Origin of the sequence: Novosphingobium sp. 18050, assembly GCF_902706195.1 — a bacterium.
Classification (GTDB): domain Bacteria; phylum Pseudomonadota; class Alphaproteobacteria; order Sphingomonadales; family Sphingomonadaceae; genus Novosphingobium.
Genome location: NZ_CACSJO010000052.1, coordinates 1 through 14179, shown reverse-complemented (window position 1 = coordinate 14179; position 14179 = coordinate 1). Strand labels below are relative to the sequence as shown.

Here is a 14179-nt window from a genome sequence, read left to right as displayed (position 1 = left end):
AATACTGCCACCCCGAGCCCTGAAGCCCCGGGAGCAGGCGCCGTCGCCCACATGTCCCTTCATCAAAAACCTACAATGTCAAAAAGCACAACCAGACAAAAAACCCGGACAACCACTCATCCCCCGCGTCTTGCGATTAGGGAGAGAGCCAGATGCCCGTCCAATGTCGGCGACCGCGGCAACAACCAGATGGTCCGCTGCGGTGAACAGCCCTCTAAGAGCCACCCTCGATTCGGTCAACACTCTATTTCAAAAAAAGTCAGACTCCGCCGGAACCCCCAAAACTCGGGACATTCCAGCCATCGCCACCACAAGATGGGATCTAATCGCGCCGTTTCAACCTAAAGCACTCCAAGGCTGCGCCATGAACGCCTATGGGCGCCCAGCCGCCTACGTCCCCAACGCTTTATTTACCACGCAGGGGCTAAGCGGACATTCAACAAGCAGACCGCGCCTATCCGCGCGCAAGCATAAACGGGAAGTTTCATGCCGACACCGGCGATCAGCGTCGCGATGAGCGTCTACAACGGCGAGCGCTTTCTTGCGCCCGCCATCGAGAGCGTATTGGCGCAGGATTTCAGCGACTTCGAATTTCTCATCGTCGATGATGGCTCCACCGATGCTTCCGCGCAGATCATCCGCAGCTATGCCCGGCAGGATGCGCGCATCCGCCCGACCCTGCGTGAGAACCGGGGGCTCGTCGCCAGCCTCAACGAAATGATCGGGAGCGCCCGCGCCCCGATCATCGCCCGCATGGATGCCGACGACATCTGCCAGCCCCAGCGCTTCCGAAAGCAGATCGCCTTCCTTGCGCAGAACCCCGACTACGGCGTCATCGGCAGCTGGACCGAGGATATCGGGGCCGACGACCGCCCCTATCACGTCACCGGTAAGGAACACCCCGAAACCCACGAGGCATTCCTTACCGCGATCGAGAACGGCTGGCCACTTTTGTGCCATCCCGCGGCCATGCTGCGGCGGGAAGTCGTGCTTTCGGTAGGCGGTTACCACGGCGCGTTCCGGCACTGCGAAGACTACGACCTGTGGCTGCGGCTCGCCAGCGTTACCCGGCTTGCCAGCATTCCCGAGCGATTACTGCGTTATCGCCATTATGACGACCAGGTTTCCAGCCGCCATGCCACCGAGCAGCAGGTCGGCGCCGCAGTCTCCTATCTTGCCTATCGCGAGCGGTGCGCCGGGCGCCCCGATCCCACGGCATCGCTCGCGCACCTGCCACCGATCGACGCGCTCGACGCATTGTTCGGCCGAGACGGGCTGGCTGCCGAGGTTCGCGCCCGCGTGGCGCCAAACCTGCTCTATTCGCGGTCGGGCCTTGGCGGAGAAGGTTTCGACCTGCTCTGCCGGTACTTGCGCGAAGGAGGTGACCGCGAGGGCATGTGGCGTGTAGTCGCCCGGCTCGTCCGCTTCGGAAAACCCGCCCGCGCGGTGCGTCTCGCTGCCACTCTGGCGCGGGGCTGACCCGCGCCATGACCGCCGATAGCAAGCCCGAACGTTCGCCCATGAGCGTCAGAGGCGCTGCCGTCTGGGCGATGGCGGGCCAGTACCTGTCCTTTGCCATCCAGTTCGCCAGTTCCGTCATCATCTCGCGGCTGTTCCTGTCGCCGAGCGAAGTCGGGCTGTTCTCGATCGCACTGGCAGCCGCGCTACTGGTGGCGATCCTTCAGGACTTCGGGCTTTCCCGCTATATTTCGGGGCTGCGCGAGATAGACGACGGCGAAGTGCGCCGATGCAGTTCGGTCGCACTGCTGTTCTCGTTTCTCGTCGTAGCGGTGATCTGTGCGCTGGCGTGGCCGCTGGCCCACCTCTACGACCTGCCCGAACTGGCCCCGCTGCTGGTCATCATCGCCTCCAGCTACCTGTTCCTGCCGCTGGCCGTCGTGCCGATGGCCCTGCTTGCCCGCGACATGCGTTTCGACCGGCATTTCGCGATCAACGTGGGCGGCGCGGCAGTGCAGGCCAGTGTCGCCGTGACGCTGGGCGCGCTTGGCTATTCCTCCTATGCCCTCGCCTGGGCAACGGTCGGCGCGGGGCTGGCGCGCGGGCTGATCGCGCAAGGGCTTCGTCCCGCCCTGCCCTGGCCCCCGCGTCTCGATGGATTGAGCAAGGTGATCGGCTTCGGCACACGCTCCAGCGTGCTATACCTCACCGGCGCGCTGGGTACGCGGACCCCCGATCTCATTCTCGGCAAGCTGGTGACGCTTGCCTCGGTCGGCCTTTATAGCCGCGCGGCCAGCCTTTCTGACCAGTTCCGCACGCTGATCTCGGGCGCGATCGGCAGCGTCTTCTTCCCGGCCTTCGCGCGTATCCGCGACCGGGGCGAAGACCTCGGCCCGCCCTATCTGCGGGTCTGCGCGGGATACTCGGCCGTGGTCTGGCCCGGCATGGCAGGCCTTGCGCTGGCCGCAGAGCCCATCGTGCGCCTGCTCTACGGCGAAAACTGGATGGGCGTTGCCCCGCTGCTGACGATGATCTCGCTGACCGAGATACTGCTCGTTGCGCTTCCGCTGGTCAGCGACATGCCGATTCTGCTGGGCAAGATGAACCGCCTGCTCGCCTACAACGTGGCCGACACCGTGCTTTCGCTGATCCTGCTTGCGGTCGGCGCGTGGCTGGGCGGCGTCGAGGGGGCGGCGGCATCGCGGCTCGTCTATGCGGTGGGCTGGCTGGCAATCTACGCCGGGTTCATGCACCACCTCGTCCGGTTCGACGTGCGCGGCCTCTTCGCCATCTATGCGCGCAGTGCGCTGGCGACCCTGGCCGCGATCGCCCCCCTCGCACTGGTCTATGCCTTCTGGGCGGGACCGGCTAGCATCGGCTTCCCGGCACTACTTGTCGCCGTGGCCCTCGGCGGGCTTTGCTGGTTTGCCGCGCTGGCAGTGCTGCGTCACCCCGCGCTCGACGAAATCCTTGGCATGGCCTGTGCCCTGCCGCCACTGCGCCCGCTGGCCGCGCGGCTTCGTCCGCACCTTGCCGGAAAGATCTGATGACCCCGCTTTCGACCTGCCGCATCGATGCCGACAGCCCGGTACGGCGCGAGCCCCCGCGCCCGCTGGAACTGCGTAACGCGGCCTATGCCAGCCAGTTCGACTGGGACACCCTGTTCTACGACGTCTACCGCGTTGGCCGTCACGTAGTATTTCAGGCCCCCCCCCTGCTGAACCTGCGCAAACTCGCGGAACAGAGCGGCTACCTGGCGGAGCGCCTGCACGGCCTGTTTCCCCGCGCGCGCCTGATCGAGCGCAACCGCAGCAGCGAATACTGGGTGCGCGAGCAGGCCGACCGGATCGTCCTCGACGGACCGCTCGGCCATTACGAGATCGCCGTCCAGCCGAACCTCAGCGCGCGCTTCGCCGGGCGCCGGGTGCTGCATACGCTCTCGCGCAACAACGACATCGCCTGGATAGTCGACTGGGTGCGCTTCTACGTCGCCGTGCACGGCGCCGATGCGGTGCTGCTCTACGACAACGGGTCGACCGACTACACCAGCGACGACCTGCGCGCTTCCTTGCGTGAGGCCTTCCCCGCCCTCGTCACCGAAGTGGTGGACTGGCCGTTTGCCTACGGCCCGCAAGGCGGCATGGCCGGGGCTGTGGATGGCGTGGAAACGCCCTGGGATTCCGATTACTGCCAGACCGGCTCGCTCCAGCACGCGCGGTTCCGCTTCCTGGGCGCGGCGCGCAGCGTGCTCAACGTCGATATCGACGAACTGGTGCTCTCCCCCCGGGGCAAATCGATCTTCGCGGCGACCGAGCAAAGCTGGCGCGGCTTCATCAAGTTCGAAGGTCGTTGGGTTAGTTCCACCACGCCTCACGCCGTCGCACGCGGGCAGGGGCGACACGGCGATTTCTGGCTGCGCGACGCAGCAGAGACAGACGAATGCCCACCCAAGTGGTGCGTGGTGCCGGGCAAGGCCAGCCGCGTGAAGCACTGCTGGTCGGTCCACAACCTGTTCGGCGCGCGCGCCAACCGGCGGATTTCTTCCGAATTTGCCTACGCCCACATGCGCGGCATCTCGCAAGGATGGAAGGAGAACCGCTGGGACGCGGTCGACCACGAACCGGCCCGTTTCAGCCCCGACGAAACCTTGCGTGCGGCCTTTGCGAAAGCAGGAATGCTGCGCGAATAGCCGGAGCGCGCCAACGCACGATCCTTGCACAAGTCATAGTACATCACGTAATTTCGTGATAGATTTTCTCCCGCGATAAGATCAGGCGAGGCCGCACCTCGCCGGGAGGATGCGATGTCGGGAATAAGCCTGGCCCTGGCGATGCTGATCGCCAATCCCGTGATCCTGGGCGCTACGCCCGGCCCGATCACCCGCCCCGAAGCGCCCCCCGACACCGCGGACACGCTCCAGGCCGAGAGAGATCTCTATGCCCGCATGACCATCGATGTCGCGGTTCAGGGCATCGGCCCCTATCGCTTCCTGATCGACACCGGATCGCAGCGCACCGTGGTCTCGACCGCGCTTGCAGGCACGCTGGGACTGTCGCTAGGACCGCAGGTGCGCGTCGTAAGCATTGCCGGCGTGCACGACGTCGCCACGGCAAGGATCGATTCGATCGATATCGGCCCGCGCTCGTTCTACGATCTCACGGTGCCGCTGCTGGAACGGCAAAACATGGGGGCTGACGGTATCTTGGGCACCGACAGCCTGCAACACCAGCGCGTGCTGCTGGATTTCGCCCACAACACCATTCGCATCGGCGACCCCAAGGAACTTGGCGGGAAACGCGATTTCGAGATCATCGTCCAGGCCAGGCAGCGCTCGGGCCGCCTGATCCTCACCGATGCGATGATCGACGGCGTGCAGACTGACGTGGTGATCGACACCGGCGCCAGCGGAACCATCGGCAACCGCGCGCTGCAACGGGCGCTTGCCCGCAAGTCGCGCTCTCAGGACAGGATGACCGGCACCGTGGCCAGCGTCACCGGGCAGGAATTGCCGGTCGACCTTGCCGTGGCGGGGAAGCTGGAACTGGCTCATATCAACGTGGCCAATGTGCTGATCGCCTATGCCGATGCGCCTGCCTTTCACGAACTCAAGCTGGACAAGCGCCCGGCGATCTTCCTGGGGATGCGGGAACTGCGCGCCTTCAAACGCATCGCCATCGATTTCTCGACGCGAAAGGTCCTGTTCGATCTGGCTGAAGCGCAATGATCGCCGCCCAGTTGTGACGCCGGCCCACCGTTTCCCGATTGTTTCAGCCAGCGCCTTCCCTACATAGCCCCGATGCCTCCAGATACCGCCGTTCCCGATTCCGCCGCACGCCATGACGGTTGGCGCACGCTCCTGCGCTTCATGCCCTATCTCTGGCCCGAGAATGACCGCGGCCTGCGATGGCGGATCGTCTGGGCCTGCGTGTTCATCCTGCTGTCCACGGGTACGCAGCTGGTACTGCCCTACCTGATGAAGTGGGCGGTCGACCTGATGGGCACGACCGGGCCGAAACTGCTGCAGCTCGCGATGCTGGTCGTGCTCGGCTATGCCGCCGGACGCCTGCTGCAGACGCTGTTCGACAACTTGCGCAACATCGTGTTCGAGCGGGTCGGGCAGGACGCAACCCGCGCGCTGGCGGAGAATGTCTTCGGCCAGCTGCACCGCCTGTCCCTGCGCTTCCACTTGGCGCGCCGCACCGGCGAGGTCACCAAAACGATCGAGCGCGGCACCAAGAGCATCGACACGATGCTCTACTTCATGCTCTTCAACATCGCGCCGACCATCCTGCAGCTGCTGGTGGTGGGGGTGATCTTCTACATCAACTTCGGCCCCGGGCTGGTCATCGCCACCGCCGTCGCCATCGCCGTCTACATCTGGGTGACCCGCACGATCACCGAGTGGCGCTCCAAGCTGCGCGAGCAGATGAACCGGCTCGACGGGCAGGCGCTGTCGCGCGCCGTCGATTCCCTGCTGAACTACGAGACGGTGAAGTATTTCTCCGCCGAAGCGCGCGAGGAAGCCCGCTATGCGCAGGCCACCCGCGCCTATGCCGTGGCGGCGGTAAAGAGCGAGAATTCGCTGGGCCTGCTCAACATCGTGCAGGGCGTGGTCATCAACCTGCTGATGGCCGGCGCGCTCGCGTGGACCGTGTGGGGCTGGTACAAGGGGCAGTACACGGCGGGTCAGCTCGTCTTCGTGCAAACGTATCTGACACAGCTTTTCCGCCCGCTCGACATGCTCGGAATGGTTTATCGCACCATCCGCCAGGGCCTGATCGACATGGCCGAGATGTTCCGCCTGCTCGACACGGCCGTCGAGGTGCCTGACGCACCTGGCGCCCCGGCGCTGGTGATCCGCCAACCCTCCATCGTCTTCGACAATGTCGTGTTCGGCTATGACCCCGACCGCACGATCCTGCACGGGCTGTCCTTCGAGGTCCCGGCGGGAGAGGCTTTCGCGGTCGTCGGCCCCTCAGGCGCGGGCAAGTCCACCCTCGCCCGGCTGCTGTTCCGGTTCTACGACCCGCAGTCGGGCCGCATCCTGATCGACGGGCAGGACATCGCGCAAGTGACGCAGGCCTCGCTGCGCGCCGCGATCGGCATCGTGCCTCAGGATTCGGTGCTGTTCAACGACACCATCGGTTACAATATCGGTTACGGCCGTGACGGCGCCGGCCCGGACGAGATCGAGGCGGCCGCGCGCGGCGCGGCGCTGACCGGCCTGATCGAACGCCTGCCCAAGGGCCTGGCCACCGAAGTGGGTGAGCGCGGTCTTAAGCTGTCGGGCGGGGAAAAGCAGCGCGTCGCCATCGCCCGTACTCTGGTCAAGAACCCGCCGATCCTGATCCTCGACGAAGCGACCAGCGCGCTAGACACCCGCACCGAGCAGGACATCCTGGCGACACTGCACCGCGTGGCCGAGCACCGCACTTCGTTGTCTATCGCGCACCGTCTGTCGACGATCGCCGATGCGCACCGCATTCTCGTGCTGAACGAAGGTCGCCTCGCCGAAAGCGGCACCCATGCGCAGTTGCTGCGCCGCGAGGGTCTCTACGCCGAAATGTGGACGCGCCAGGCGGCGGAAGCCGAAGCGATGAGCGAAGCGGCGGAGTAAGCCGTCAGTAGCCGGACGCTTCGCATAGCGAGTCCAGCTTCTGTATCCTGGCATCGTCCGCGCCATATTTCTGGCGCAGCGCGGGGCGGTTGTTGCAGAACCGCTTCTGGCGGGCGATGTCCTGAGGTGTCAGCGCAGCAGGCTTCGCGACCTGCTCTGCTGTCCTGTCTTCCCGCTGGCGCCGCGCCTGTTCCTCCATGCGCGAGCGGTTGAAGATGCCCTCCGCTGCTTGTCCGGGGGAAATGATCGGGGCGATATCCTGCGCCAATAGCGGCGCCGTGGGGGAAGTCATGACCAATACAGCCATCATCTTGCGGAACATGTCGTTCTCCGAAGCCTGATATGCGTAAACGTCGGCAGGCTGCCCAACCGCTTCCGGCGGGACAACCCGAAAACCCGCCGGCCGTGCCGCAATCACGGTGAAGCCGGCAAGCACACATACCCGCGCCGTTACCGGGAACCGACGCCCCGCTCGGCGGTTTTGCCTGATGACATCACCGTTACCAGAGGTTTGAAACCGATGAAGCCGTTCCTGGTGGGGCTTGGCTCACTTATGCTGGCCGCAACCCCGCTCGCTGCCATTCCGCTCGCCGTGCCGCAGCAGTTGACGTCTGCGAAGGACGTGCAGGAACCATCGGCCAGGATCGCCGATGCCACGCGGGATGCCCGCGCCCTGCAGGCCACACCTGCAGAGCGGCAGGCGGATCAGGCCGTCACTTGACCACGTCGGCCTCGTGCCAGACGACGGCCTGCGCGGCCTTCATGCAGTTTTCCGCCGTATCCCACGCCAGTGTGGGCGAGCCGTAAAGCCGCCAACCCTGCGCCAGAGCCTCCGAAACCCGTTCACAAAAGGCACGGTCGTCCGCGCCGGTGAGAAGGCGGTACACGGGGCGATCTTCGGGCGTCTGGTACATGACAGGGTCTTTCTCAAGCCGATCTCAAATGCCTAGCCACTCCAGCACCGCTGGCAAGTCCCGCGGCGCATAATCCACCTGCAACACCCGTCGCCGCCTGCCCGGCCGTGCGGCATTCGAGGCATGCAGCACGGCAGTGCGATAGAACCAGACATCCCCCGCCTCCGCGAGACAGACATGGACCGCCAACCCGCCCGCCACCGCTTCCACTTGGGCAGCAGGCACCCGGCCAAGACGATGCGATCCAGCCGCAATGAGCAGCGGCGCATTGTCTGCGTCCACCGGATCGAGGTGGATACGTGCCGTCAGCATCACGTCGATGAGGGCGAAGGGCAGTTCGACATGGGCGATCCCCTGCTTGATCGACCAGGGGCCAAAACCCTCGACCTGCGCAGGTCTGCGCACGGCGATGGTCCGGTCCTGGTGCCACCCCAGCGACCAGTCGGCGCGGTCGTTCTTGTCGAAAAGCACCGCCCTGACAGGCCGCACATCTGGCCCGAGGTCAACGCGGGCCTCACCCCAGACCGGGCCGCCCGGCCCCAGCAACCGCGCAAGTTCTGGATCGCCTGCGATACGCACCCCGGCGCGACCGTCCGGCCATTTTGCGAGAACGGTCTCGAAATCATCGAGCTGTGCAGACGCCAGCCCCCGGTGCAGGCACGCTCCGTCCCGCTCCAGTTGCAGCCGGGTCAGGACAGCGCCTTCCTTCACCCCGGATAACGCTCAAACTCAGGAAGCGCAGCGAGATCCTTCATCCAGCCAATCCGCTCTGCCACCTGAATCTGCGCCTGCGGCGGCAAGGCGTCGGGATCGTCCAGCGTGGCAACCTGAATGTCGACGAGCCCCGGCAGGTATTCTTCGTTGACGAAATAGAGCCCCGTTCCGCATGTCGCGCAGAAATGGCGCATAGACGCCCCGCTGGAATTGTAGACCGCCGCGGCCCCCTTGGTCAGTGCGAATTCCGAAGCCTTGAACGCCCCCCACGCCACAGTGGGCGCCCCGGCCGACTTACGGCAATCGCTGCAATGGCACAGCGCGACGTGCTCAGGCTCGCCCTCAACGCTATAGCGCACCGCGCCGCACTGGCATCCACCTTCAAGTTTCATCGCGATTCTCCTTCACCCGAAGGCTAGCCGATCCTTAGGAACATTCAAGGAACAAAAAAGGCGCGAGCATTACGCCCGCGCCCCCTTTTCCGGTGCCCGGAAAATGCCGGTTACAGGATGTATTTCGACAGATCAGCGTTGCTGGCCAGGCCTTCCAGCTTGGCACGTACATAGGCTTCATCGATCATGACCGTCTCACCCTTGCGGTCCTCGGCCTCGAAGCTGAGTTCTTCCAGCAGCTTTTCCATCACCGTCTGCAAGCGGCGGGCGCCGATATTCTCGACGCTTTCGTTTACCTGAGCGGCGATGCGGGCAACTTCACGGATCGCATCGGTTGTGACTTCGATGGTCACTTCCTCGGTGCCGAGCAGCGCCTTGTACTGCGCGATGAGGTTGGCGCGGGTTTCCGACAGGATCCGCACGAAGTCCTCCTCGGTCAGCGCCTTCAACTCGACCCGGATTGGCAGGCGGCCCTGAAGTTCGGGCAGCATGTCGCTCGGCTTGGCGACGTGGAAGGCGCCGCTGGCGATGAACAGGACGTGGTCGGTCTTCATCGGGCCGTACTTCGTCGCCACGGTCGTGCCCTCGATCAGCGGCAACAGGTCGCGCTGCACGCCTTCACGGCTGACCGATCCGCCGCGCACGTCGGACACGGCGATCTTGTCGATCTCATCGAGAAAGACGATGCCGTTGGCCTCTGCATTCGACAGCGCCACGCGGGCGACATCGTCCTGGTCCATGCGCTTTTCCGACTCTTCGTCGACCAGCTTGTCCCAGGCGTCGGGCACCTTCATCTTGCGGCGCTTGAGGCGGCTGCCGCCCATCTTGCCCATGATGTCCGACAGGTTAATCATGCCGACCGAGCCGCCCATTCCGGGGATCTCCATCGGCGAGGAGGGGCTGTCCTCGACCTCCAGTTCCACCTCGGTGTCGTTCATGGCGTTTTCGGTAATGCGCTGGTGGAAGGCGGCGCGGGTGGCCTCCGAAGCGCCATCACCGACAAGCGCGTTGAGCAGGCGGTCCATCGCCGCCTTGCTGGCTGCCTCGCGCACCGATTCGCGGCGACGTTCCTTTTCCAGCCGGATCGCTTCCTCGACGAGGTCGCGGGCGATCTGCTCCACGTCGCGGCCGACATAGCCGACTTCGGTGAACTTGGTCGCTTCCACCTTCACGAACGGCGCATCGGCCAGCTTCGCCAGGCGGCGGCTGATCTCGGTCTTGCCGCAGCCGGTCGGGCCGATCATCAGGATGTTCTTGGGGGTCACCTCGTCGCGCAGGTCGGCATCGAGGCGCTGGCGGCGCCAGCGGTTGCGCAGCGCGACGGCGACGGCCTTCTTGGCGTCGGTCTGGCCGATGATATGTGCGTCGAGCGCAGCAACGATCGCCTTGGGGGTGAGATTGTCGTTCATGATGGTCCCCTCAGACGGTCTCGACCGTCACGCGGTCGTTGGTGAAAACGCAGATGTCGGCGGCGACCTGCATGGCCTTGCGCGCGATCGTCTCGGCGTCTTCCTCGTAGGCGTCGATGGCGCGGGCAGCGGCCAGCGCATAGTTGCCGCCCGAGCCGATCGCGGTGATCTGGCTGTGCGTGCCGCCTTCCGGCTCAAGCACGTCGCCGTTGCCGGTGAGCACCAGCAGCGTCTCGGCATCGGCGACGATCATCAGTGCTTCGAGATTGCGCAGGTACTTGTCGGTGCGCCAGTCCTTGGCGAGTTCGACGGCCGAGCGCATGAGCTGGCCGCGATACTGCTCAAGCTTGCGTTCAAGGCGCTCGAAAAGGGTGAATGCGTCGGCGGTGGCGCCGGCAAAACCTGCAATGACCTTACCACCTTCACCGATGCGGCGCACCTTGCGCGCATTCGGCTTCATGACGGTGTTGCCCATGGAAACCTGACCGTCACCGGCGATGACGGTCTTGCCGCTCTTTCGCACGCCGATGATGGTCGTACCGTGCCACTCGATTAGGCCGTGGCTAGCCCCGTTGCTGTTCATGCCGGGGATATATGACGGTGGCTGCAAGGTTCAAGTCGCAACCACCGGTATCTCCCGGATCAGCTGCCGTTCGGCCCCGGACCCTGCGGCGCTGCGCCCGAGCCGCCACCCGCGCCAACGGCGCCGATGTTGCCGAACAGATCTTCCAGCAGGCTGCGGTGACGGCCCAGCGTCGGCGTGGTGCGGCCCTCGGGGCTGATGCTCGCGACCTGCTCGATGCCGCGCTTGTCTACGCCGGTGACGTTGCCAGTGGGGTCGAAGCGCACGCGCATCACCGTCTGCTCAGCGGTCTTTGCACGGCGGAAGGGCGGGGTCTTTACGGTCTGCGAGACGTAGTACCAGTCCTTCTGGCCGAACTGGCTTTCGAAGGTCGGGCGGCCAAGGGTCTTTTCCACCGACATGCGGTTGTCGATTCCAGGCTGGACCGAATCGATCAGCGCCTGGTCGATCAGGTAGCCGCGATGGTCGCTTACCGACGTGCAGCCGCCGGTCAGGGCCACAAGCGCCGCAGCCATGCCTGCCACGGCGAGCTTCGCCCCATTAGCCCTGAGGCTCACCTTGCGCATTTCAACACTCCAAAACGTAAGGCAGAACGGCGCCGGCCATTGCCAGCAGCCACCAGACCCATATATCGCCCAATGGCCTTAAGGCCCCTGATGCGCCCGCGCAATGGGCGTTGGGGCTGACCGCTTGAATTGCCGCTGAACGAATATGCCCCGAACGAAAGGCCTCCCTCGCCCGTGTCCCTGATCTCCCGCCTGCTTGGCAAGCGCTCCGATACCCGCGGCGCGGTCCGCCCGCTGTGGCACCGCGTGGTCGAGATCGCCCGCGAAAAACCCTGGTATGCTGCGGGCGGCATAGCCGACACGGTGCCCGGCCGCTTCGATGCGGTAACGCTGGTACTGGCCCTCGTCATGCTGCGTATGGAGCGGGACAAGGCAGCCGACGACACGCTGATCGAACCGTCGGTGCGGCTGACCGAGTTGTTCGTGGAGGATATGGACGGTCAATTGCGCCAGTCCGGCGTGGGCGATCTGGGCGTGGGCAAACGCATGGGCAAGCTGATGAGCGTACTGGGCGGGCGCATCGGGGCGCTACGCGAAGCCCTGCCGCAGGACGATGCGGCGCTGATCGCCGTGCTGGACCGCAACGTCACCCTTACCGAAGGCGCGGACAAAACACGCCTTGCTGCGCAAGTGCGCACCCTTCATGCGCAGCTGGACGCGCTTTCGGACGAAGATATCATGGCCGCTAGGATCGAACGATGAGCGAAGCACCCATTCCCGCCGCCGGGTCCCGCCCCGAATTCTCCCTTTCGCTCGACGTGCGTCAGGCCGAGGGCAAGGCCCCGCACCTCGAAGCGGGCGAGGCCGAGCGCGCTGCCATCGCCAAACGCTTCTCGCTGGTGCGGATAAACCGGCTGGTCGCCGACCTCGAACTCCACCGGCAGGACCGCGTGATCGAGGCGCGCGGGCGCTTGCAGGCGGACTTCGTGCAGTCCTGCGCCGTCTCGGCCGAGGATATGGACGTTTCGGTGGACGAGCCGCTGTACTTCCGCTTCGTGCCGGAGACCACCATCTACTCACCCGACGAGGAAGTGGAACTGAGCGCCGAAGAATACGACGAGATCGAATATTCCGGCACCCACTTCGATATCGGCGAGGCGGTAACGCAGAGCCTGGGGCTGGCGATCGACCCGTTCCTTACCGGCCCCGATGCAGAGACAGCGCGCAATACCGTCATGGGCAAGGCAGAAGACCAGGGGCCTTTTGCTGCCCTCAAAGGGTTGAAGCTGGACAAGGACTGAGGGGGCCTGCGTCAACCGCAAACCGCCACAAGACCTTCACGGCACCGCAACAGCACTTTCACACGAGCCCCCTAGAGGCCGGCGTAGCGACCATGCTGCGAAGTCCGGGGGGATCGACTCGCGTGAAGCACCTGACCAAGATGTCCATTGCGGGGGCCGCGGCCCTCATCGTGCTGAACATGTCGCGCCCGTCTCCGGCGGCGGCGCCCGAATGGCCTGCCGCAGCACCCACGCGGGACGACGGCACGCTTTCGGTGATGACCTTCAACATCAAGGGCCTGCCCTTCCCGCTGGCCCACGGCCGTGCAGAGGCGCTGGCCGAAATCGCCAGCCGGCTGCGCAAGCTGCGCCGCACTGGCCGGCAACCCGACGTGATCCTGCTGCAGGAAGCCTTCATCCCCGAAGCCAAGGAAATCGCCCGGCGTGCCGGCTATGCCCATGTCGCCATCGGCTCAGGCATCGACGATCCAGTGGCGAAGCCCGGCGACAAGGCAGACAGTTTCGTCCACGAGGCGTCATGGCTGCACGGTGAGGCGGTGGGCCGGTGGATCGACAGCGGGCTGGTGATCCTGTCCGATCATCCCATCGTCAAAACGCGGCGCATGGCCTTTCCCGAGGCGATGTGCGCGGGCTTCGACTGCCTCGCAGCCAAGGGCGTGCTGGTGGCGTGGATCGCGGTGCCGGGGCGCGGCCGCCCCGTCGCCGTAGCCGATACGCACCTCAATTCGCGCAAGGCTTCGGGCGTAGCGATCGCGCGGGCCAATACCGCCTTCGCCCGGCAGGCCAGCGCCGCGCGCGCCTTCATCCGCGCCAACGTCGACGCCGGGACAGACCTGATTTTCGGAGGCGATTTCAATATCGGCAAGGACAAGGCACGGATCGAAGCCGTGCGCGGCCTCGTCTCGGGAGGGCGCGAGGCGACCGAAAGTGTCGACTGCGCCGCTTGCTCGCCCGCGCTTCAGGCGGACCTGGCGGCGATCCGCGAACGCGGAAAGGACAAGCTGTACTACCGCTCCGGCGCCGGGCGCGCGATGCGGCTGCGTGATCTGGAAGTGCCCTTCGGCACACAAAACGGCGCCGATACGCTGTCAGACCACATGGGCTACGTCGCCCGCTACACGTTCTCGTAGCGGGCGATCGGCAGGATCTAAATCAGAACGGGATATCGTCGTCGAGATCGTCGCCGAAGCCGCCGCTGCTGCCGCCCGACGAACCGCCGGTCTTGCCCCACTCGCTTCCGCCCGAGGAACCGCCGCCCGACGAGCCGCCGCTGCGGCCCCAGTCG

16 protein-coding genes are annotated in these 14179 nt (G+C 65.3%); 9 read left to right on the top strand and 7 right to left on the bottom strand.

What is annotated here, in order from left to right:
- Window positions 1–486 precede the first annotated feature (486 nt).
- The 5 genes from GVL61_RS23915 to GVL61_RS23895 all read left to right on the top strand — a co-directional run bounded on the left by GVL61_RS23915 (window position 487) and on the right by GVL61_RS23895 (window position 7075).
- Window positions 487–1479 (top strand): glycosyltransferase, encoded by a 993-nt coding sequence (locus GVL61_RS23915; RefSeq protein ID WP_159983695.1) that lies wholly within the window; start codon window positions 487–489, stop codon window positions 1477–1479.
- A gap of 8 nt (window positions 1480–1487) precedes the next feature.
- A complete protein-coding gene (locus GVL61_RS23910; RefSeq protein ID WP_235037885.1) occupies window positions 1488–3005 on the top strand; it encodes an oligosaccharide flippase family protein in 1518 nt (505 codons plus the stop codon).
- Complete coding sequence (locus GVL61_RS23905; RefSeq protein ID WP_159983693.1) at window positions 3005–4147, top strand: glycosyltransferase family 92 protein; 1143 nt, start codon at window positions 3005–3007, stop codon at window positions 4145–4147. Before GVL61_RS23910 ends, GVL61_RS23905 begins: the two co-directional genes overlap by 1 nt.
- 114 nt (window positions 4148–4261) lie before the next feature.
- A complete protein-coding gene (locus GVL61_RS23900; protein WP_159983691.1) occupies window positions 4262–5182 on the top strand; it encodes an aspartyl protease family protein in 921 nt (306 codons plus the stop codon).
- A gap of 72 nt (window positions 5183–5254) precedes the next feature.
- The gene (locus GVL61_RS23895; protein WP_159983689.1) at window positions 5255–7075 is read left to right on the top strand and encodes an ABC transporter ATP-binding protein/permease; all 1821 of its coding nucleotides are present in this window, start codon (window positions 5255–5257) and stop codon (window positions 7073–7075) included.
- Between the two features lie 4 nt (window positions 7076–7079).
- On the opposite strand, the gene GVL61_RS23890 is transcribed toward GVL61_RS23895, so the two are convergent.
- Window positions 7080–7397, bottom strand: a complete 318-nt coding sequence (locus GVL61_RS23890; RefSeq protein ID WP_159983679.1) for a hypothetical protein — start codon at window positions 7395–7397, stop codon at window positions 7080–7082.
- A 198-nt stretch (window positions 7398–7595) separates the two neighbouring features.
- Here GVL61_RS23890 and GVL61_RS23885 point away from each other — a divergent pair, with 198 nt between their 5' ends.
- On the top strand, window positions 7596–7796 hold the full coding sequence (locus GVL61_RS23885; RefSeq protein WP_159983677.1) for a hypothetical protein: 201 nt from the start codon (window positions 7596–7598) through the stop codon (window positions 7794–7796).
- On the opposite strand, the gene GVL61_RS23880 is transcribed toward GVL61_RS23885, so the two are convergent.
- The 6 genes from GVL61_RS23880 to GVL61_RS23855 all read right to left on the bottom strand — a co-directional run bounded on the left by GVL61_RS23880 (window position 7789) and on the right by GVL61_RS23855 (window position 11653).
- Window positions 7789–7989 (bottom strand): DUF1737 domain-containing protein, encoded by a 201-nt coding sequence (locus GVL61_RS23880; protein WP_007683556.1) that lies wholly within the window; start codon window positions 7987–7989, stop codon window positions 7789–7791. The two genes, GVL61_RS23885 and GVL61_RS23880, sit on opposite strands and share 8 nt — an antisense overlap.
- Window positions 7990–8013: 24 nt before the next feature.
- Window positions 8014–8700 carry a phytanoyl-CoA dioxygenase family protein gene (locus GVL61_RS23875; protein ID WP_235037884.1) on the bottom strand — a complete coding sequence of 229 codons (687 nt, stop codon included), beginning with the start codon at window positions 8698–8700 and terminating at the stop codon, window positions 8014–8016.
- The gene (locus GVL61_RS23870) at window positions 8697–9095 is read right to left on the bottom strand and encodes a GFA family protein (protein WP_159983675.1); all 399 of its coding nucleotides are present in this window, start codon (window positions 9093–9095) and stop codon (window positions 8697–8699) included. The genes GVL61_RS23875 and GVL61_RS23870 overlap by 4 nt, the downstream gene beginning before the upstream one ends.
- Window positions 9096–9205: 110 nt before the next feature.
- Complete coding sequence (gene hslU / locus GVL61_RS23865) at window positions 9206–10504, bottom strand: ATP-dependent protease ATPase subunit HslU (protein ID WP_159983673.1); 1299 nt, start codon at window positions 10502–10504, stop codon at window positions 9206–9208.
- Between the two features lie 10 nt (window positions 10505–10514).
- Window positions 10515–11087: an ATP-dependent protease subunit HslV gene (gene hslV / locus GVL61_RS23860; protein WP_159983671.1), complete on the bottom strand. Its 573-nt coding sequence runs from the start codon at window positions 11085–11087 to the stop codon at window positions 10515–10517.
- A 59-nt stretch (window positions 11088–11146) separates the two neighbouring features.
- The gene (locus tag GVL61_RS23855; RefSeq protein ID WP_159983669.1) at window positions 11147–11653 is read right to left on the bottom strand and encodes an outer membrane protein assembly factor BamE; all 507 of its coding nucleotides are present in this window, start codon (window positions 11651–11653) and stop codon (window positions 11147–11149) included.
- Window positions 11654–11827: 174 nt separating this feature from the next.
- Between GVL61_RS23855 and GVL61_RS23850 the strand changes: the two genes are divergently transcribed.
- From GVL61_RS23850 to GVL61_RS23840, 3 genes are all read left to right on the top strand, one after another.
- Complete coding sequence (locus GVL61_RS23850; RefSeq protein WP_159983667.1) at window positions 11828–12355, top strand: ubiquinol-cytochrome C chaperone family protein; 528 nt, start codon at window positions 11828–11830, stop codon at window positions 12353–12355.
- Entirely contained in the window at window positions 12352–12894 is a 543-nt protein-coding gene (locus GVL61_RS23845) for a DUF177 domain-containing protein (protein WP_159983665.1), read from the top strand. Before GVL61_RS23850 ends, GVL61_RS23845 begins: the two co-directional genes overlap by 4 nt.
- A 122-nt stretch (window positions 12895–13016) precedes the next feature.
- Window positions 13017–14024: an endonuclease/exonuclease/phosphatase family protein gene (locus GVL61_RS23840; RefSeq protein WP_235037883.1), complete on the top strand. Its 1008-nt coding sequence runs from the start codon at window positions 13017–13019 to the stop codon at window positions 14022–14024.
- The last annotated feature ends 155 nt before the right edge of the window (window positions 14025–14179 follow it).